Genomic DNA, 19,262 nt, shown 5'->3' on the forward strand with positions numbered 1-19,262 from the left:
CTGCCCGCCGGCCCGTCGGCCCACCCGCCCGTCGGCCCACCGGCCCCGGCGACGGCCGCGGTCAGACGAGGTGGCGGTGGACGCGCAGCGCCAGGTGCAGGGCCAGGGCCCGGGGCGTGCCCGTCGGGTCGCCGCCCAGGAGGTCGAAGGCGCGCTGCAACCGCGCGTAGAGGGACTGGCGTTGCAGATGCAGTTCCGCCGCCGTGCGGGTCTTGTTGAAGCCGGACTCGAAATACGTCTCCAGGGTGGTGAGCAGGAGGTCGCGTTCCTCGTGCCGCAGGGTGAGCAGGAGCCCGAGCTGTTCCCGTACGAGCCGCTCCGCCGGCATGCGCAGCTCGTCGTCGAGCAGCAGCCGCTCCGTGCTCAGTTCGGTGGCGTCGACCACCCCGGCCCGGAACGCCCGCGTGGGGTGGCGCAGGCACTCCAGCGCCGCGCCCAGCGAGACGGCCGCGTCCTCCAGGGCCGGCATCAGCGGGCCGACCGCGATCGCCGTCCGGTCGGACGAGCGCCACTCGGTGAGGTCGGCGACGAGCCGGGCCCGCAGGCCGGCGGCGCCGCCGCGGTTCCGCAGTGACAGGAGGGTGTGCACGGCGAGCGGGGACGGCACGTCGACCGCGGTCCGGCCGTAGTGGGACAGCAGGTCGTCCAGGCGGCGCAGTTCGGCCGACGGCCCGGTGGCGCGGGCGGCCACCCCGATGACCGGCGCGTCGGCGCTGAGACCGATCGACACGCCCAGCCGGCGGATCCGCTGCGGAGGGGCGCCGTCCGCCGCGGCCAGCCGGACGAGTTCACTCGCGGCGAACTCCCGTGGGCCCGGCGGCCGGAACCGCAGCAGTGCCAGCTTCAGGGCCTCCACCGTCCGGTCCTGCGCCAGTTCCAGCGTCTCGACGTCCGCGTCGGCGTCCGGGTAGAGCACGAGGGTGGCCGCGGGGACCCCGCGGATCGTCAGCCGCGTCCCCATGCCGTCGAAGGGACTCGGCTCCTCCCGTGCGGGCCCGCCGCCGGGGTCCCGGGCCGGGCCGCTGACGGTGATGAGCCGGTCGTTCGCGTCGAAGACGGCGGCCGTCGTCGACGTGTGCCGCACCAGCGCGTCCAGCACCTCCTGTACGCCACCGCCCTCGGCGAGCAGCTCGGACTGCTCCTGGGAGAGCGCGTCCACCGAACGCAGCCGCGCCACGGAGTCGTTGATCAGGGCGCCGTTGATCACCTCGGCGACCTCCACGAACGGGACCACCCGCCGCAGTTCGACGACCGGGAAGTCCCGCGCGGCCGCCTCCTCGACGAGCGGCGCCGGAACCTCCGGCAGCTCGCCGCCGGTCTCGATCGCGACGCCCGCGACTCCCCGCACGGACAGGCTCCGGACGTACGCGCGCTGCTCGTCCTCCCTCGCGCGGGCCAGCATGGTGCCGCCGGTCAGCAGCAGCTCACCGCCGCGCAGCAGCGGCGCCACCTCCAGGACCTCGCTGGAGTGGAGCCAGCGCACGGTCCGCTCCAGGCCCCGTGCTCCGGCCAGGACCCGTGGCCGCGCCGGTGCGAGGCTCGGATGGGCGAGGACCCGCGAGAGCGACATCAGCATGACGATTTGTTTAGCACGGCGGGACGACTGTATGACAGATCGTTTCTTGTTCCGTGTGACCGGGACCACCAGGATTGCGGGGCAAGCGGCCCGCCCCAGTGTGCGAACAGGCCGCCTCAACCTGGGGGTCCACCCATGTCTGCTTCCTCCGCACCCTCGTCCCCGCCACCGTCCACCGTCCCCGAGGTCGAGGCCGCGTTGCAGCCCGTCCCGGAGTCGGCCCGGACCCACAGCGTCTCCGGCCAGTTCTGGATCTGGTGCGGCGCCAACATCGCCCCGATCAACTGGGTCCTGGGCGCGCTCGGCATCCAGCTCGGTCTGGGCCTGTCCGACACGCTCACCGTGCTGGTCGTCGGCAACCTCATCGGCATGGCCTTCTTCGGCGTCTTCGTCCTCATGGGCCAGCGCACCGGCGTGACCGGCATGGTCCTGGGGCGCGCCGCCTTCGGCCGCCGCGGCAACTACCTGCCCGCCGCCATCCAGGCGCTCCTGGCGATCGGCTGGAGCTCGGTCAACACCTGGATCATCCTGGACCTGGTCATGGCCCTGCTGGGCAAGATCGGCCTGGTCGATCCGCACGCGTCCAACCATCTGTGGAAGATCGTGGTCGCGGCCGTGGTCATGGCGGTCCAGGTGTGCATCTCCTGGCTCGGCTACCGTGCGATCTCCGCCTTCGAACGCTGGACGGTGCCGCCCACCATCGTGGTGCTGGTGGCCATGTCCGTGGTGGCGTGGTTCTTCCTCCACATCGACTGGTCGTACGCGGGTCCTCCCGGGCACGTGCTCAGCGGAGGGGCGCGACTGGCCGCGATGACCGGCGTGATGACCGCGATCGGCATCGGCTGGGGCATCACCTGGTTCACCTACGCCGCGGACTACTCGCGCTTCGTCAGCAGGGACATGCCCCGCGGCAGGCTCTATCTGGCCAGCACCCTGGGGCAGTTCGTCCCCGTGGTGTGGCTGGGGGTGCTCGGCGCCACCCTCGCCACCAAGAACGGCTCCGTCGACCCGGGCCGCCTCATCGTCGACAACTTCGGGGCGCTCGCCATCCCCGTGCTGCTGCTCGTGCTGCACGGTCCCATCGCGACCAACATCCTGAACATCTACACGTTCACCGTCGCCACCCAGGCCCTCGACGTCCGGATCCCGCGGCGCACGCTGAGCAGTGTGGTCGGCGTGCTGTCCATGGCCGCCGTGGTCTTCTTCGTCTACCAGTCCGACTTCGCCTCCGTGCTCGACACCTGGCTGGTCGGCCTGGTGGCCTGGGTGTCCACGTGGGGCGGCATCATGCTCGTCCACTACTACCGCGTCGAACGCGGCTCGATCCAGGTCGAGCGGCTCTTCGACCCCGTGGGCACCAGGCGGCTGCCCGACGTCAACTGGGCCGGCTACACCGCGTTCTTCACCGGCGTCCTCGCCACCTGGCTGTTCATGTACGGGGTGATCCCGGTCTTCCAGGGGCCCGTCGCCGCCGCCCTCGGCGGGGTGGACCTGTCGTGGCTGGCCGGCGGGGTCACCAGCGCGACGGTCTACGCGGTGCTCGGACCGCGTGCGGCACGCCCGGCCTCGTCCGCCGCACTCCCTTTCGCCCCGGAGAGGACCGACGATGAACTTCCCCTGGCCTGACGGCCGCCGCGCCGCCGCCGCGTTCACCTTCGACGTCGACGCCGAGTCGTGCGTCCTCGCGCACGACCCCTCCGCCTCGTCGCGGATGTCGCTGATGACCCACCAGGCCTACGGCCCGCGGGTCGGCGTGCCCAGGCTGCTGCGCCTGCTGCGGCGGCAGGACGTGAAGGCCACGTTCTTCGTCCCGGGGTTCACCGCCGACACCTATCCGGACATGGTGCGGAGCATCGTCGACGAGGGGCACGAGGTGGCGCACCACGGCTATCTCCACGAGCCGATGCAGGGCATCGACGCGGCGCGGGAGGCCGCGTACCTCGACCGCGGCCTGGAGGCGCTGGAGCGGCTCGGCGTCCGCCCGGCCGGCTACCGGGCCCCGTGGTGGGAGATGAACTGGCACACCCCCGACCTGCTCGTCGAGCGCGGTTTCCGGTACGACTCCAGTCTGCTCGACGACGACACCCCGTACCGGCTGCGCGGCACCGACACGGCGGGCGACCTGGTCGAGATCCCGGTCGACTGGGGGCTGGACGACTGGGAGCAGTACGCCTTCTACCCCGGCTGGACGGGCAGCGGGGTGATCGAGAGCCCGCGCAAGGTGCACGAGATGTGGCTGCTGGAGGCGCAGGCGCACCACGCCGAGAACGGCTGCTTCGTCCTGACCAACCACCCGTTCATCTCCGGCCGCCCCTCCCGGGCGGCGGCGCTGGAGCGGCTGATCGAGGACGTGCGCGCCCTGGACGGCATGTGGATCACCACGCTGGGGGAGATCGCGGCCCACACGGCCGGAGCCGTCGAGGAGATCCGGCACATCGCACGGATCGAGGCGCCCGCCTCGCTCGCCACCGGCAACGGGTAGCGCCGAACGCGCAGAACTGACGAGCAGAGCAAGGCAGAAGAGAACACGCCGAGCTCCCGCGGAACCGCCCGGGCGGTTCCGCGGGAGCTCGGCACGTGCCGTCGGGTTCCCGGTCAGACGCCCAGGATGTTGTGCTCCGGGCCGAAGGGGAACTTGGTGATGTTCTCGGCACCGTTCTCGGTCACGACCAGGATGTCGTGCTCACGGTAACCACCGGCGCCCGGCTCGCCCTCGGGCATCATGATCATCGGCTCCATGGACACCACCATGTTCGGTTCGAGCACGGTGTCGATGTCCTCGCGCAGTTCGAGCCCCGCCTCACGGCCGTAGTAGTGGGACAGCACGCCGAACGAGTGGCCGTAGCCGAAGGTGCGGTGGGGCAGCAGGCCGTGGCCGATGTAGATCTCGTTGAGCGTGTGGGCGATCTCCGCGCAGCTGATCCCGGGCCTGATCAGTTCCAGACCGCGCCGGTGCACCTCGACGTTGATCTCCCACAGTTGGAGGGACCGGGCGTCGGGCTCGCCGTAGAACAGGGTCCGTTCCAGTGCGGTGTAGTAACCCGAGGTCATTGGGAAGCAGTTGAGGCTGAGGATGTCGCCGCGGCCCACCTTGCGCGTGGTGGGCCAGTTGTGGGCGCCGTCGGTGTTGATGCCCGACTGGAACCACACCCAGGTGTCCCGGATCTCGGTGTGCGGGTACGCGCGGGCGATCTCGCGGACCATGGCGTCGGTGCCCGCCAGCGCGACCTCGTACTCCGGGACACCCTCGTGGATGGCCGCGCGGATGGCCTCACCGCCCAGGTCGCCGACCCGCGCGCCCTCCTTGATCAGGGCGATCTCCTCGTCCGACTTGACCATCCGCTGCCGCATGGCGGCCTGCGCGATGTCGGCGAACTCCGCGCCGGAGAAAGCGGCTTCGAACTTCCGCAGGGTGTCGAGCGGCAGGCTGTCGTGCTCGACGCCGATCCGGCGCGGCGTGACGGCCCGCCCCCTGAGCGTCTCCTTGATGACGTGGATGTAGTTGTCGCGGTGCCAGTCGGTGTAGACGACGTTGTCGCCGAAGGTGCGCCGCCACGGCATGCCGGCGTCGATGTTGGCGGAGACGGTGATCTGGTCGTCGGCCGTGACGATCAGCGCGTAGGGGCGGCCGAAGGAGGTGTAGAGGAAGTCGGAGTAGTACTTGATGTTGTGGTACGAGGTGAACAGGGCGACGTCGACGCCCGTTTCGGCCATCGCCTTGCGGAGCATCGACAGCCGGCGCTCCATCTCGGCGTCGGAGAAGGTCAGTCGCTCCTTCTCACCGTTGCGGATCAGCTTCAGTCGCTCGAGGTCGGCAGCGGACACGGGTACTCCTTCTCATCGGTTCTCATCGGTTCTCATCGGTTCGGCTTCTCTCCTTCGGCTGGGGAAGGAGAGCGGTGCGGTGGGGTGGGTGGGCCTGGTGGTCCTCGGTCCTCGGTCCTCAGCGCTCGCGGAGCGGCTCGCGTGAGGTCTCCTTCGAGGCCAGGACGGCCCAGAGCGAGACCAGCGCGGCGGCGACGAGGTACCAGGCGGGGGACAGGCTGCTGCCGGTCCAGGAGATGAGCAGCGTGGCGACGAACGCCGCGGTGCCGCCGAAGAGGGCGTTCGCCACGTTGAAGCTGATGGCGAAGCCGCTGTAGCGGACCCGGGTCGGGAACTGCTCGGCGAGGAAGCTCGGCAGCGTCCCGTCGTTGAGGGTGAGCATGGCGCCGAGCAGCACCTGGATCGCGATGACGGTCACCAGCCCGCCCCCGTCCAGCAGCATGAACGCCGGCACGGTGCACAGCGTGAACAGCACGGACGCGGTGATCAGCATCTTCTTCCGGCCGAACCGGTCCGAGGCGAGGCCGGTGAAGAAGACGAAGGCGATGTACGCCGTGAGGGAGACGGTGGTGGCGAGGAACGACTCGGTGGTGCCGAAGTGGAGTTCCTCCGACAGGTACGTCGGCATGTAGCTGAGCAGCATGTAGAAGCCGACCGCGTTGAGCACGGTGGCGCCCATCGCGAGGACCAGCGGGCGCCGGTTGGCGCGCAGCATCCGCCTGGCCGGGGTCCGTGCGACGTCCTGCTGCTCCTCCAGGGCACGGAAGGCGGGAGTGTCCTCCAGCCGCATCCGGATGTAGCGGCCGATCAGGCCCATCGGGGCGGCGAGCAGGAAGGGCAGGCGCCAGCCCCAGGTGTGCATCTGGCCCTCGGAGAGGACTCCGGTGAGCAGGGCCGCGAGCAGGGAGCCGAGCAGCAGTCCCGAGGCGGTGCTGGCCGGGACCACGGACGCGTACAGGCCGCGCCGTCCGGCGGGCGCGTACTCGACCAGGAAGGCGGAGGCGCCGGCGTACTCACCGGAGGCGGAGAACCCCTGGACGACCCGGACCACCAGAAGCAGCAGCGGGGCGAACAGGCCGACCGCGTGGTACGTGGGCAGCAGGGCGACGCAGAAGGTCGCCACCGACATGATCACGATGGACAGGGAGAGCGCGCTGCGCCGGCCGACCTTGTCGCCGATGTGCCCCCAGACGAAGCCGCCGAGGGGGCGGACGAAGAAGGAGACGGCGAAGACGCTGAAGGTCGCCAGCAGGGCCGTCGTGCGGTCGGTGTCGGGAAAGAAGACGGTGGAGATGGTCGCCGCCAGATAGCCGTAGGCGGCGTAGTCGAACCACTCGACGAAGTTCCCGATGAAACTGGCCGCCACCACCCGCCGGCGTACCGCGGTGCTGTCGGCGGGCGAGCCCGCCACGTCGTGGGCGGAGGGGGCGAGCGGCGGGGGTGGATCGGGCGGCTGGGGCCGCGCCGGGGCGCTTGGCTGGTCGTTCATGGAACGGACTCCCCAACATGGAGTTGCATATCCAGCAACGGTGTTGCACAACGTAGGTCGAGTCCTGAGATTCCGCAAGAGATTCACTCGCAGCCTCCGTGACTGTGCATCCCTGTTGCGTGAAAAGCAACAAGCCGCCGACCCGGGGTTGGCGGCTGGGGGAGGTGGCGCGCTCGGGTCGCGCGTTCAGATCGCTTCGCGGATCGCGCGTTCGAAGCCCACGACATGGCTTCGCGCCAGCTCCGAGGCCTTGTCGGGGTCGCCCTCGGCGATGGCCCGCAGCAGCGGTCCGTGCTCCACGACGTGCCCCGCCATGCCGGGCAGCCGGTTCACGAACAGGCACCAGATCCGGGTGGCCAGGTTGTCGTAGCGGATGAGGGTGTCCTCGAGGTGCGGGTTGTGGGTCGCGGCGTAGATGGCGCGGTGCACCCGCAGGTCGAGGCGCATCAGGGCGTCCGCGCCCTGCCCGGAGGTGTCCTCGCCCTCCAGTCGCCGCAGCAGCGTGCCCAGCGCCTCGAGGTCGGCGGCCGTGGCGCGCTCGGCCGCGCAGGCCGCCGCCATCGGCTCCAGCCGGCGCCGCACCTCGGAGATGTGGGCGAGGTCGGTGATGTTGACCTCGGTGGCGAAGGTGCCGCGCCGCGGGTAGGCCACGATCAGCCGCTCGTACTGGAGCCGCTTGAGGGCCTCGCGCACCGGGGTGCGCCCGAAGCCGACGCTCTGGGCGAGCAGGTCCTCGTTCACCGGGGCGCCGGGCGGGATCTCCAGCATGATCAGCCGGTCGCGGATGTCGCGGTACGCGCGCTCGGCAAGGGTGAGCGTCTCCTCGGCGGGCGCCGGTGAGGCCTCTGCCTGGTTCATCGCGCTACCCCCTTGACCCGTTCCGTCGGCTGACCTACGTTACCGCACCAACTGATATATCAATTGAGGAGCAGTCGCATACTAAGGTGGTGCTCACTATGGCAGCGAGTCCGTCGACGACGGAGGACAGCGGCCTTCTCTCCCTCCCCCTGGCCGCGCTGGACCCCGAGATCGCCGACGCCGTCTCCGACGAGCTGAGGCGCCAGCAGTCGACACTCGAGATGATCGCGTCGGAGAACTTCGCGCCGGCGGCCGTGATGCAGGCCCAGGGCTCGGTCCTGACCAACAAGTACGCCGAGGGCTACCCCGGCCGCCGCTACTACGGCGGCTGCGAGCACGTCGACGTCGTCGAACAGCTCGCGATCGACCGGGTCAAGGCCCTCTTCGGCGCGGAGGCGGCCAACGTCCAGCCGCACTCGGGCGCCCAGGCCAACGCCGCCGCGATGTCCGCTCTGCTCGATCCCGGGGACACGATCCTCGGGATCGACCTGGCGCACGGGGGCCACCTCACCCACGGCATGCGGATCAACTTCTCCGGCAGGCTCTACCACGTCGTGCTCTACCACGTCCGCGAGTCCGACCTGCGCGTCGACATGGACGAGGTGGCCGCACTGGCCCGCGTGCACCGGCCGAAGCTGATCGTGGCCGGCTGGTCGGCCTATCCCCGCCGACTGGACTTCGCCGCCTTCCGGCGCATCGCCGACGAGGTCGGCGCGTACCTCATGGTCGACATGGCGCACTTCGCGGGACTGGTCGCGGCCGGACTGCACCCCAGCCCCGTGCCGTACGCGGACGTCGTGACGACCACCACCCACAAGACGCTCGGCGGCCCCCGCGGCGGTGTGATCCTCAGCCGGGCCGGACTCGCGAAGAAGATCAACTCCGCGGTCTTCCCCGGCCAGCAGGGCGGGCCCCTGGAGCACGTCGTCGCGGCGAAGGCGGTCGCCTTCAAGGTCGCCGCGAGCGAGGAGTTCAAGGAGCGCCAGCGGCGCACCCTGGAGGGCGCCCGGATCCTGGCCGGCCGGCTGCTCGCCGACGACGTCGCCGAGGCCGGGATCTCCGTCCTCACCGGCGGCACGGAAGTCCACCTGGTCCTGGTCGACCTGCGCGACTCCGCGCTGGACGGACAGCAGGCCGAGGACCGGCTCCACCGCGTCGGCATCACCGTCAACCGCAACGCCGTGCCGTTCGACCCCCGCCCGCCGATGGTCTCCTCCGGCCTGCGGATCGGCACCCCCGCCCTGGCCACCCGGGGCTTCGGGGCGGAGGAGTTCCGCGAGGTCGCCGACATCATCGCCCGCGCCCTGAAGGAGGAGGACCTCACCGACGAGGGCGCCGCCCTGCTGCGCGGCCGGGTCACCGCCCTCGCCGAGAAGTTCCCGCTCTACGCCGAGGGGACCGCCCCCGACGGCCGGACCGCCCCCGCCGGCCCGAGCGCGAACGCGGGTCCACGCACGGACGCCGGTCCGACCGGACCCGCCGAGCAGAACGGAACCCGCGGATGACCGCCACACTCCTCCCGGAGCACCCCGACTGGCTCTGGCGCACCCCCGACCCGCGCCCCTCCTACGACGTCGTCGTCGTCGGTGCCGGAGGCCACGGCCTGGCCACCGCCTACTACCTCGCCAAGGTCCACGGCATCACCAAGGTGGCCGTCCTGGAGAAGGGCTGGCTGGCCGGCGGCAACATGGCCCGCAACACCACCATCATCCGGTCCAACTACCTGTGGGACGAGAGCGCGGCCATCTACGAGCACGCCCTGAAGCTGTGGGAAGGGCTGCCCGAGGAGCTCGACTACGACTTCCTGTTCAGCCAGCGCGGCGTCCTCAACCTCGCGCACACCCTGCAGGACGTCCGCGAGAGCGTGCGCCGCGTCCACGCCAACCGCCTCAACGGGGTCGACGCCGAGTGGCTCGACACCGACGAGGTCGCCAAGGTCTGCCCGATCCTCAACACCTCGCCCGACACCCGCTACCCGGTGCTCGGCGGCACCTACCAGCCGCGCGCCGGCATCGCCAAGCACGACCACGTCGCCTGGGCGCTCGCCCGCCGCGCCGACGAGATGGGCGTCGACCTCATCCAGAACTGCGAGGTCACCGGCTTCGTCAAGGACGGCGACCGGGTCGTCGGCGTCGAGACCAGCCGGGGCCGCATCCTGGCCGGCCGGGTCGGTCTCGCGGCCGCCGGGCACAGCGGTGTCCTCGCCGAGCGGGCCGGGTTCCGGCTGCCGGTGCAGTCGAACCCGCTGCAGGCGCTGGTCTCCGAACTGCACGAGCCGGTGCACCCCACCGTCGTGATGTCCAACCACGTGCACGTCTACGTCTCGCAGGCGCACAAGGGCGAGCTGGTGATGGGCGCAGGCGTCGACGCGTACAACGGCTACGGCCAGCGCGGCTCGTTCCACGTGATCGAGCACCAGATGGCCGCCGCCGTCGAGCTGTTCCCGATCTTCGCCCGCGCGCACGTGCTGCGCACCTGGGGCGGCATCGTCGACGTCACCCCGGACGCCTCCCCGATCATCGGCACCACACCGGTGGAGAACCTCTACGTCAACTGCGGCTGGGGAACCGGTGGTTTCAAGGCGACCCCGGCCGCCGGCTGGACCTTCGCCCACACCATCGCCACCGGTGAGCCGCACGCGCTGAACAGGCCCTTCGCCCTGGACCGGTTCACCACGGGCGCCCTGATCGACGAGCACGGCGCCGCGGCCGTGGCCCACTGAGAGGAGGACACCGTGCTGCTGCTGAACTGCCCCTGGTGCGGTCCACGGGACGAGACCGAGTACCACTACGGCGGCCAGGCCCACATCCCCTTCCCGGAGACCCCCGGGGAGCTGACCGACGAGCAGTGGGCCGAGTACGTCTTCTACCGGGACAACCCCAAGGGGCCCTTCGCCGAGCGGTGGGTGCACTCCACCGGCTGCCGCCGCTGGTTCAACGTCGTACGCGACACCGTCACCTACGAGGTGCTCGCCGTCTACCGGCTCGACGAGCCCCGTCCCGAGATCCCCGGACTTCCCGAACGTCCCGGACTTCCCGGGCGGAACGAGCTTCGCCAGGTGGCCGACCCGGCCGGAGGGAACCGATGACCGACCAGGAATTCCGGCTGCCGCACGGCGGCCGCGTCGACCGCGGCACGGTGCTGCGGTTCACCGTCGACGGACACGAGCTGACCGGCCACCCCGGTGACACCGTCGCCTCCGCGATGCTGGCCTGCGGCGTGGTCGAGGTCGCCCCGTCCGTGTACCGGGGCCGCCCGCGCGGCATCGTCTCCGCCGGCGTGGAGGAGTCCAACGCCCTGCTCCAGCTCGAAGGACCGTGCTCGGAGGGCATGCTGCCCGCCACGACCGTCGAACTGTACGACGGCCTGGACGCCAAGACCCTGTCCGGGATGGGCCGGCTCGACCCGAACCCCGACCCCGCCGGCTACGACAAGAAGTACGTGCACACCGACGTCCTGGTCGTCGGCGCGGGCCCGGCCGGACTCGCGGCCGCCGCCGCGGCGGCCGGCTCCGGCGCCCGGGTGATCCTCGTCGACGACCAGCCCGAACCCGGCGGCTCGCTGCTGTCCGGCCGCACCGAGACGGTCGGCGCGCACAGTGCCCTGGAGTGGGTCGCCGAGACACGCGCGGCCCTCGACGCCGCCCCCGAGGCCGTCGTACTGCACCGCACCACCGCCTTCGGCTCCTACGACGACAACTACGTCCTGGCCCTCCAGCGGCGCACCGACCACCTCGGCGCCGGCGCCCCCGACCCGTCCGAGGGCGTCTCGCGCCAGCGGCTGTGGCACATCCGGGCCCGCCAGGTGGTCCTGGCCACCGGCGCCCACGAACGGCCACTGGTGTTCGCCGGCAACGACCGCCCCGGCGTGATGCTCGCCTCCGCCGTGCGCACCTACGTCAACCGCTACGCGGTGGTCCCGGGCACGCGCACCGTCGTGAGCACCACCCACGACAGCGCCTACGACACGGTGGCCGACCTGCACGCGGCCGGGGCCGTGATCGCCGCCGTCGTCGACGCGCGGCCCCGGTTGTCACAGCGGGCGGCCGAGGTGGCCGCGGCGACCGGTGTCGAGGTGCTGACCGGCAGCGCGGTGACCGGCACGGCGGGCGAGAGGCGGCTCACCGGCGTCACGGTCCAGGCCCTCGACGACGACGGCGAACTCACCGGCGAGCCCCTCTCGTTCGACTGCGACCTGCTCGCCGTCTCGGGCGGCTGGAGCCCGGTGGTGCACCTGCACAGCCAGCGCCAGGGCAAGCTGCGCTGGGACGAGGACCTGGCCGCCTTCGTCCCCGGCTCCACGGTCCGCGACCAGCACGTCGCCGGAGCCGCCCGCGGGACCTACGACCTCGACGGCGCGCTCGCCGAAGGGGCGCGGGCCGGTGCGCGGGCCGCCACGGACGCCGGCTTTCCGGTGCCCGTCCCCGCCGCGCCGGCCGACGGCGCCCGCCGCGGTGGTCCGGTGCGCGCGCTGTGGCTGGTGCCCGCCCCCGGCAACGGCTCCGACGGCTCCGGCGGCGGTCCCGGCACCTGGGAGACCCACTTCGTCGACCACCAGCGCGACGTCACGGTCGCCGACGTCTGGCGGTCCACCGGCGCCGGCATGCGCAGCGTCGAGCACGTCAAGCGGTACACCTCGCTCGGCACTGCGGGCGACCAGGGAAAGACCTCCGGCGTCAACGCGATCGGCGTGATCGCCGCCGCTCTCGGCGACGGCTCCTCCCCGGGCGAGATCGGCACCACCGCCTACCGGGCGCCGTACACCCCGATCGCCTTCGCCGCCCTCGCCGGACGCGAGCGCGGAGACCTGTTCGACCCCGAGCGCACGACGTCCGTCCACAGCTGGCACGTCGCCCACGGCGCGGAGTTCGAGAACGTCGGGCAGTGGAAGCGGCCGTGGTACTACCCCAGGGAGGGGGAGGACATGGACGCCGCGGTGGCCCGCGAGTGCCGCGCGGCCCGCGAGGGCGTCGCCTTCATGGATGCCTCCACCCTCGGCAAGATCGAGATCTGGGGCAAGGACGCGGGGGAGTTCCTCAACCGCGTCTACACCAACGCCTTCAAGAAGCTCAAGCCCGGCTCCGCCCGCTACGGCGTGATGTGCAAGCCCGACGGCATGATCTTCGACGACGGCGTGACGCTGCGCCTGGACGAGAACCGCTACTTCATGACCACCACCACCGGCGGCGCCGCCGGCGTACTGGACTGGCTGGAGGAGTGGCTGCAGACCGAGTGGCCCGAACTCGACGTGCACTGCACCTCGGTGACCGAGCAGTGGACCACCATCGCCGTCGTAGGACCCGGGTCCCGCGAGGTGGTCGCCCGGCTCGCCCCCGACCTGGACCTGTCCAACGAGGCGTTCCCGTTCATGGCGTTCCGCGAGACCGTGCTGGCCTCCGGCGTCCCCGCCCGCGTCTGCCGGATCTCCTTCTCCGGCGAACTCGCCTACGAGATCAACGTCTCCGCGTGGTACGGCCTCGCCGTCTGGGAGCAGGTGCACGCGGCCGGCCAGCCGTACGGCATCACCCCCTACGGCACCGAGACCATGCACGTCCTGCGCGCCGAGAAGGGCTACGTGATCGTCGGCCAGGACACCGACGGGACCGTCACCCCGCACGACGCGGGCATGGCCTGGGCGGTCTCCCAGCGGAAGGACTTCATCGGCAAGCGCTCCTTCAGCCGTCCCGACACCGCCCGCACCGACCGCAAGCACCTGGTCGGCCTGCTGCCCACCGACGGCAGCACCCGGCTGCCGGAGGGCGCCCAGATCGTCGCGCCGGACACCCCGGTCACCCCGCAGGACGGACCGGTGCCGATGCTCGGCCACGTCACCTCCAGCTACCACAGCCAGGCGCTCGGCAGGCCGTTCGCCCTCGCGCTCGTCGCCGACGGACGCAACCGGATCGGCGAGACCCTGATCGCCCCGGTCGGCGACGACCTGGTGCCCGTCCTGGTGGCCGAACCCGTGCTCTACGACCCCGAAGGGACCAAGCGAGATGGCTGAGCCGATCGACGCGGGACCGGCGGCGCTGCGCCGCAGCCCCCTCGCGCACCTTCAGGAGCGGCTGCGCGCCGCCACCGTCACGGGCGCCCGGGGCGTGTCGCTGACCGAGTGGTCCTTCCTCACCATGGTGAGCCTGCGCGTCGACCCCGCTGCCGAGGCAGCCGGCCGCATCGGCTCGGTGCTCGGCGCACCGCTGCCGGACCACTGCGGCGCGACCGCGCGGACCGGCCCGCACACCACGGTGTGGCTCGGCCCGGACGAATGGCTGGTGCTGTCCCTGAGCGACGGGCCGGCGCTCGCCGCCGAACTGCTGGACGCGCTCGCCGGGGACCCGGGCGCGGTCGTCGACGTCTCGGCGAACCGGACCACGCTGGAGCTGAGCGGCCCCTCGGCCCGCGCGGTCCTGGAAAAGGGCTGCCCCCTGGACCTGCACCCGCGTTCCTTCGGGCCGGGCCGGGCCGTGGCCACGCGGGTCGGACCGGTTCCGGTGGTGCTCTGGCAGGCCGACGACACGACGTACCGGCTCTTCCCCCGGTCCTCGTTCGCCGACTACCTGGCCCGCTGGCTCATCGACGCGATGAGCGAGTACCAGGGCGCTGAGGTGCCCTGATGGCCCTCAGCGTCTTCGACCTGTACTCGGTCGGCATCGGCCCCTCCTCCTCCCACACGGTGGGGCCGATGCGGGCGGCCCGGCGTTTCGCCGGGCTGCTGGAGCAGGACGGGCTGCTGGACGACGTGGCCGGCGTCCGGGCGGAGCTGTACGGCTCGCTCGGCGCCACCGGCCGGGGACACGGCTCCGACAAGGCCGTCGTCCTCGGCCTTCAGGGCGAGGACCCGGCCACCGTCGACACCGACCGCTCCGACGACCGGGTCGCGCGGGTACGCTCCAACGGCAGCCTGCTGCTCGGCGGCAAGCACCGGATCCGCTTCGACGCCGACAGGGACCTGGTGCTGCACCGGCGCAGGTCCCTGCCCGCCCACCCCAACGGCATGACGTTTCGGGCCCTGGCCGCCGACGGCCGGGAACTGGCCGCCCGTACCCCCTACTCCGTCGGCGGCGGCTTCGTCGTCGACGAGGACGCCACCGGCGCCGACCGCGTCGTGCCGGACACCACGCCCGTGCGCTTCCCGTTCCGCTCAGGTGCCGAACTGCTCGCGATCTGCGCCCGCGAGAACCTGACGATCAGCGCGGTGATGCTCGCCAACGAGCAGGCGTGGCGTCCCGAGGCCGAGGTGCGCGCCGGACTGCTCGACCTGTGGTCGGTCATGCGGGCGTGCGTGGACCGCGGCTGCCGCCGCGAGGGCGTGCTGCCGGGCGGCCTGAAGGTGCCCCGCCGCGCACCGGCGCTCCACCGCGAGCTGAGCGCCGCCGGCCACGACAGCACGGACCCGCTGCGGGGCATGGACTGGGTGAACCTGTTCGCCCTCGCCGTCAACGAGGAGAACGCCTCGGGCGGCCGTGTCGTGACCGCGCCCACCAACGGGGCGGCCGGGATCGTGCCCGCCGTACTCCACTACTACGCGCGCTTCGTGCCCGGCGCCGACGACGACGGCGTCGTCCGCTTCCTGCTGACCGCCGCCGCCATCGGCATCCTGTTCAAGGAGAACGCCTCCATCTCCGGCGCCGAGGTCGGCTGCCAGGGCGAGGTCGGATCGGCCTGCGCCATGGCGGCGGGGGCGCTGTGCGAAGTGCTCGGCGGCAGCCCGACCCAGGTGGAGAACGCGGCCGAGGTCGGCATCGAGCACAATCTGGGCCTCACCTGCGACCCGGTGGGCGGTCTGGTGCAGATCCCCTGCATCGAACGCAACGCCGTCGCGAGCGTCAAGGCCATCAACGCGGCCCGGCTCGCCCTGGCCGGCGACGGCACCCACAAGGTCAGCCTGGACAAGGCGATCAGGACCATGCGGGACACCGGCCGCGACATGAAGGTCAAGTACAAGGAGACCGCCCGCGGCGGCCTCGCCGTCAACGTCATCGAGTGCTGACGCGCAGCATCGAGGTGCGGCGTGCCGCGTGCCACGATGGTCGCGCACCGCACGAAGGGGAGGCCTGTGCGGTAGGAGGAGACGGGGGTGGCATGCAGGGGGAGGTTCCGCCGCGGGCCGGGCGCGGGATTCGTGAGTGGTGCGAGCAGGGTGCGGGGCTGCACGAGGCGGCGCGGAGCCTGCGCGCGGACCACGTCGGCGCCGTGGCGGCCGTCCGCGCGGCCTACGAGCCCCTGCAGGCCGAACTCGTCGGCCGCGAGCTGGAGTCCATCCCCGTGGCGCGGCTCAAGGACGCCACCGACGGACGTCTGCGCCTGGGCGCCATGGAGGAGGCCGGCTTTGGTTCCGTGCGCGCGGTGTACGAGACGAGCCGGTACGCGCTGCGGCAGGTGCCCGGGGTGGGCGAGCAGACCGCCGACCGGGCGCTGGCCGCCGCCCGGCAGATCGCGCGGGCCGTGGCCGGAACCGTCACCGTGCGCGTCGACGTCGACCACCCCGAGCCCCGCACCACGGCCCTGGTGGTCGCCCTGCACCGGCTCGTCGAGGCCGGCCCCGAGCTGTCCCGCGCCCTGGACGCCGCCGAGCGGCTGGACACCCGGCTGGGCGAGCTGCTGCCCGCGGCCCGCCCCGCCGGTGGACGGCTTCGGCTCGCGCTGGCCGGCCGCGAGCGCCGCGAGCGTGCCCTCGCCGCGGCCGCCGAACTGGGTGACCTGCTCGCCGACGCGGCCGCCACCGACGTACGTCTGCTGCTCGCCCAGGCCTCCACCGACCTGCTCCGCCCGGCCGTCCCCGACCTGGAGGCCTGGGTCGACTTCGAGCTGCGCCCCGCGGAGTACTACGGCCGGCTCACCGAGGTCTCCGAGCAGCGTCCGGACGCCGCGGCGAGCGAGGGGTTCGTCCCGTCGGAGGTGGCCGAACGGGTCCACGCCCAGCGGCTCGACGACACCTACCGCAGGGTCTCCCTGCGCGGCTACCAGGAGTTCGGCGCCCGCTTCGCGCTCGTCCAGCAACGGGTGGTGCTCGGCGACGAGATGGGCCTGGGCAAGACCGTCCAGGCCATCGCGGCGCTGGCCCACCTCGCGGCCGAGGGCCACACCCACTTCCTGGTGGTCTGCCCGGCCAGCGTCCTCATCAACTGGGCCCGGGAGATACGCGCCCGCAGCACCCTGCGCGCCTTCACCGTGCACGGCCCGGAGCGGCACGACGCCCACGCGGAGTGGCACGAGCGCGGCGGCGTCGCCGTCACCACCTTCGACGTCCTGCACACCCTGCCCGCCCCGGACGGCACGCCGCCGGGCATGCTCGTCGTCGACGAGGCCCACTACGTCAAGAACCCGGACACCCGCAGGTCCCGCTCGGTCGCCGCGTGGACCGAACGCTGCGAGCGGGTGCTGTTCCTGACCGGTACGCCGATGGAGAACCGGGTCGAGGAGTTCCGCGCCCTGCTGCGCCACCTCCGCCCCGACCTCGTGCCCGTGGTCAGCGACACCGACGCCGCCGCGGGACCGCACGCCTTCCGCCGCTCGGTGGCCCCGGCCTACCTGCGCCGCAACCAGGAGGACGTGCTCACCGAACTGCCCGCGCTGGTGCACACCGACGAGTGGGTGGAGCTCCGGCCCGCCGACCGGGCCGCCTACCAGGAGGCGGTCGCCGAGGGGAACTTCATGGCGATGCGCCGGGCCGCGTACACGGATCCGGAGACGTCCGCGAAACTCCAGCGGCTGCGGGAACTGGTCGCCGAGGCCGCCGTGAACGGACTGAAGGTGGTGGTGTTCTCCTACTTCAGGGACGTGCTCGACAGCGTCCGCGCGGCCCTGGGGGAGGGCACGCTCGGGCCCATCTCCGGAAGCGTCCCGGCGGTCCGTCGGCAGCAACTGGCCGACGACTTCACCGCGGTGCCCGGACACGCCGTGCTGCTCTCCCAGATCGAGGCGGGCGGCGTCGGCCTCAACCTCCAGGCCGCCTCCGTGGTGATCCTCTGCGAACCGCAGGTCAAGCCGACCGTGGAGCACCAGGCGGTGGCCCGCGTCCACCGCATGGGCCAGATTCGGGCCGTCCGGGTCCACCGGCTCCTGGCCGCCGACAGCGTCGACGACCGGCTGCTGCGCATCCTGGCGCGCAAGGAGCGCCTGTTCGACGCCTTCGCCCGGCGCAGCGACCTGGCCGACGCCACCCCGGACGCCGTCGACATCTCCGACGTCGGCCTCGCCCGCCGCATCGTCGAGGAGGAACAGCAGCGCCTCGCCGAGCACGCGAAGGCCGGAACGGCCTGACCGAGCGGCCTGACCGAGCGGGGCGGGTCGCGGCCGCGTGCTACGGCCTGGCCAGGCCCGACTTCAGGCCCGCGCCGCACAGGGGGACCACCGCCGACTTCCCGCCGAGGGCGCCGTCGCGGACCGCCGCCCAGCAGACCGCGCTCGTCGACTCGACGTACAGGCCGCGGGAGGCCAGGTCCAGCTGGGCGTGGCGGATGCGGTCCTCCGCCACGGTCAGGAAGGTGCCGCCCGAGTCCCGTACCGCGCGCAGGATCTGGCGGGCCCGGGGCGGGCGGGGGATGGCGATGCCCTCGGCGTGGGTGGGGGCCTGCGGGGTCGTGCCGGTGAGTTCCTCCGCGCCCTCCGCCCAGGCGCGGGCGAGCGGGGCCACCGCCTGGGCCTGCACCGCCCACAGCGCGGGGCGCCGGTCCAGCAGACCAGCCCCGAACAGCTCGGCGATCGCCAGCGCGGCGCCCAGCAGCAGGGTGCCGTTGCCCACCGGCAGGACCAGGACGTCCGGCAGGCGCCCGCCGAGGTCCTCCCACAGCTCGTGGACGTAGGTCTTGGTGCCGTGCAGGAAGTACGGGTTGAAGACGTGCGAGGCGTAGAAGGTGTCCGGCTCGTCCGCCGCCCGCTGCGCCGCCTGGCCGGCCGCGTCGCGGCCGCCGTCGACCAGCTCCACCCGGGCCCCGTGCGCCTCGATCTGCTCCAGCTTCTTCGCCGACGTGCCGAGCGGGACGTACACCGTGCACGGCAGCCGCGCCCGGGCGCAGTACGCGGCGATCGCCGTGCCCGCGTTGCCGCTGCTGTCGGCGACCACCCGGCGCGGGCCCACGCGCAGCGCCAGTTCGGCCAGCAGCACCGCGCCCCGGTCCTTGAACGACAGTGTCGGCATCAGGAAGTCCAGCTTCGCCGAGACCTCGTCCGTCAGCGGCACCAGAGGGGTGCGGCCCTCGCCGAGGGACAGCGCGGACGTCGCCATGGGCAGCGTCTCCGCGTACCGCCACAGCGAGTTCACCCGTCCGGTGAGGGACTTCAGGGACGCGGGGGTGGGGGAGAAGTCGAGATCGAGCGGGCCGTGGCAGGTAGGGCAGCGCCAGGCGAGGGAGTCGCCGGGCACACGGACGCCGTCGGTGGGGCAGTAGCGGTCCGGCAGAGGTGTCATGTACGCAGGTTAAGGGCGACGTCCGCCGACGCCCCGTCATGACTCCGGCTCGACCTGTCTGTTGCGTTCCGCCCAGCCGTTCCGCCCGGGTCGCCTCCGCTTTTC

Annotated in this window: 14 protein-coding genes; 9 read left to right on the forward strand and 5 right to left on the reverse strand. The window is 72.4% G+C overall.

What is annotated here, in order from left to right; translation table 11 throughout:
• Nucleotides 1-61 precede the first annotated feature (61 nt).
• Entirely contained in the window at nucleotides 62-1,576 is a 1,515-nt protein-coding gene (locus tag ACIHCX_RS12455) for a PucR family transcriptional regulator (RefSeq protein WP_400028907.1), read from the reverse strand.
• A 135-nt stretch (nucleotides 1,577-1,711) separates the two neighbouring features.
• On the opposite strand from ACIHCX_RS12455, the gene ACIHCX_RS12460 reads away from it, so the two are divergent.
• Complete coding sequence (locus tag ACIHCX_RS12460; RefSeq protein WP_400028908.1) at nucleotides 1,712-3,202, forward strand: purine-cytosine permease family protein; 1,491 nt, start codon at nucleotides 1,712-1,714, stop codon at nucleotides 3,200-3,202.
• Entirely contained in the window at nucleotides 3,183-4,058 is an 876-nt protein-coding gene (locus tag ACIHCX_RS12465; protein ID WP_400028909.1) for a polysaccharide deacetylase, read from the forward strand. The genes ACIHCX_RS12460 and ACIHCX_RS12465 overlap by 20 nt, the downstream gene beginning before the upstream one ends.
• 113 nt (nucleotides 4,059-4,171) lie before the next feature.
• Here ACIHCX_RS12465 and ACIHCX_RS12470 read toward each other — a convergent pair whose 3' ends face one another.
• The 3 genes from ACIHCX_RS12470 to ACIHCX_RS12480 form a co-directional block, all read right to left on the reverse strand.
• Nucleotides 4,172-5,401: an aminopeptidase P family protein gene (locus tag ACIHCX_RS12470; protein WP_400028910.1), complete on the reverse strand. Its 1,230-nt coding sequence runs from the start codon at nucleotides 5,399-5,401 to the stop codon at nucleotides 4,172-4,174.
• Between the two features lie 118 nt (nucleotides 5,402-5,519).
• The gene (locus ACIHCX_RS12475) at nucleotides 5,520-6,890 is read right to left on the reverse strand and encodes an MFS transporter (protein WP_400028911.1); all 1,371 of its coding nucleotides are present in this window, start codon (nucleotides 6,888-6,890) and stop codon (nucleotides 5,520-5,522) included.
• Between the two features lie 186 nt (nucleotides 6,891-7,076).
• On the reverse strand, nucleotides 7,077-7,748 hold the full coding sequence (locus ACIHCX_RS12480; protein ID WP_400028912.1) for a GntR family transcriptional regulator: 672 nt from the start codon (nucleotides 7,746-7,748) through the stop codon (nucleotides 7,077-7,079).
• Nucleotides 7,749-7,846: 98 nt separating this feature from the next.
• Between ACIHCX_RS12480 and glyA the strand changes: the two genes are divergently transcribed.
• From glyA to ACIHCX_RS12515, 7 genes are all read left to right on the forward strand, one after another.
• Nucleotides 7,847-9,253, forward strand: coding sequence for a serine hydroxymethyltransferase (glyA, locus tag ACIHCX_RS12485; RefSeq protein ID WP_400028913.1), 1,407 nt, complete (start codon nucleotides 7,847-7,849; stop codon nucleotides 9,251-9,253).
• Nucleotides 9,250-10,470 carry a sarcosine oxidase subunit beta family protein gene (locus ACIHCX_RS12490; protein WP_400028914.1) on the forward strand — a complete coding sequence of 407 codons (1,221 nt, stop codon included), beginning with the start codon at nucleotides 9,250-9,252 and terminating at the stop codon, nucleotides 10,468-10,470. Before glyA ends, ACIHCX_RS12490 begins: the two co-directional genes overlap by 4 nt.
• Before the next feature lie 12 nt (nucleotides 10,471-10,482).
• On the forward strand, nucleotides 10,483-10,836 hold the full coding sequence (locus tag ACIHCX_RS12495) for a sarcosine oxidase subunit delta (protein ID WP_400028915.1): 354 nt from the start codon (nucleotides 10,483-10,485) through the stop codon (nucleotides 10,834-10,836).
• The gene (locus ACIHCX_RS12500) at nucleotides 10,833-13,751 is read left to right on the forward strand and encodes a sarcosine oxidase subunit alpha family protein (RefSeq protein WP_400028916.1); all 2,919 of its coding nucleotides are present in this window, start codon (nucleotides 10,833-10,835) and stop codon (nucleotides 13,749-13,751) included. Before ACIHCX_RS12495 ends, ACIHCX_RS12500 begins: the two co-directional genes overlap by 4 nt.
• The gene (locus ACIHCX_RS12505) at nucleotides 13,744-14,361 is read left to right on the forward strand and encodes a sarcosine oxidase subunit gamma (protein WP_400028917.1); all 618 of its coding nucleotides are present in this window, start codon (nucleotides 13,744-13,746) and stop codon (nucleotides 14,359-14,361) included. The genes ACIHCX_RS12500 and ACIHCX_RS12505 overlap by 8 nt, the downstream gene beginning before the upstream one ends.
• Nucleotides 14,361-15,737 (forward strand): L-serine ammonia-lyase, encoded by a 1,377-nt coding sequence (locus ACIHCX_RS12510; protein ID WP_400028918.1) that lies wholly within the window; start codon nucleotides 14,361-14,363, stop codon nucleotides 15,735-15,737. The genes ACIHCX_RS12505 and ACIHCX_RS12510 overlap by 1 nt, the downstream gene beginning before the upstream one ends.
• A gap of 92 nt (nucleotides 15,738-15,829) precedes the next feature.
• On the forward strand, nucleotides 15,830-18,010 hold the full coding sequence (locus tag ACIHCX_RS12515; protein ID WP_400028919.1) for a DEAD/DEAH box helicase: 2,181 nt from the start codon (nucleotides 15,830-15,832) through the stop codon (nucleotides 18,008-18,010).
• Between the two features lie 40 nt (nucleotides 18,011-18,050).
• On the opposite strand, the gene ACIHCX_RS12520 is transcribed toward ACIHCX_RS12515, so the two are convergent.
• Nucleotides 18,051-19,157 carry a threonine synthase gene (locus tag ACIHCX_RS12520; RefSeq protein WP_400028920.1) on the reverse strand — a complete coding sequence of 369 codons (1,107 nt, stop codon included), beginning with the start codon at nucleotides 19,155-19,157 and terminating at the stop codon, nucleotides 18,051-18,053.
• Between the last annotated feature and the right edge of the window lie 105 nt (nucleotides 19,158-19,262).

Source organism: Streptomyces sp. NPDC052043 (assembly GCF_044548235.1).
In the GTDB taxonomy this organism is placed as follows: domain Bacteria; phylum Actinomycetota; class Actinomycetes; order Streptomycetales; family Streptomycetaceae; genus Streptomyces.

Bases quoted from the DNA above. Each gene is read 5' to 3' on its own strand.
- ACIHCX_RS12515 (WP_400028919.1), top strand. From the start codon at position 15,830: ATGCAGGGGGAGGTTCCGCCGCGGGCCGGGCGCGGGATTCGTGAGTGG.
- ACIHCX_RS12460 (WP_400028908.1), top strand. From the start codon at position 1,712: ATGTCTGCTTCCTCCGCACCCTCGTCCCCGCCACCGTCCACCGTCCCC.
- ACIHCX_RS12500 (WP_400028916.1), top strand. From the start codon at position 10,833: ATGACCGACCAGGAATTCCGGCTGCCGCACGGCGGCCGCGTCGACCGC.
- ACIHCX_RS12465 (WP_400028909.1), top strand. From the start codon at position 3,183: ATGAACTTCCCCTGGCCTGACGGCCGCCGCGCCGCCGCCGCGTTCACC.
- ACIHCX_RS12455 (WP_400028907.1), bottom strand. From the start codon at position 1,576: ATGCTGATGTCGCTCTCGCGGGTCCTCGCCCATCCGAGCCTCGCACCG.
- ACIHCX_RS12520 (WP_400028920.1), bottom strand. From the start codon at position 19,157: ATGACACCTCTGCCGGACCGCTACTGCCCCACCGACGGCGTCCGTGTG.
- ACIHCX_RS12510 (WP_400028918.1), top strand. From the start codon at position 14,361: ATGGCCCTCAGCGTCTTCGACCTGTACTCGGTCGGCATCGGCCCCTCC.
- ACIHCX_RS12490 (WP_400028914.1), top strand. From the start codon at position 9,250: ATGACCGCCACACTCCTCCCGGAGCACCCCGACTGGCTCTGGCGCACC.
- ACIHCX_RS12480 (WP_400028912.1), bottom strand. From the start codon at position 7,748: ATGAACCAGGCAGAGGCCTCACCGGCGCCCGCCGAGGAGACGCTCACC.
- ACIHCX_RS12505 (WP_400028917.1), top strand. From the start codon at position 13,744: ATGGCTGAGCCGATCGACGCGGGACCGGCGGCGCTGCGCCGCAGCCCC.
- ACIHCX_RS12475 (WP_400028911.1), bottom strand. From the start codon at position 6,890: ATGAACGACCAGCCAAGCGCCCCGGCGCGGCCCCAGCCGCCCGATCCA.
- glyA (WP_400028913.1), top strand. From the start codon at position 7,847: ATGGCAGCGAGTCCGTCGACGACGGAGGACAGCGGCCTTCTCTCCCTC.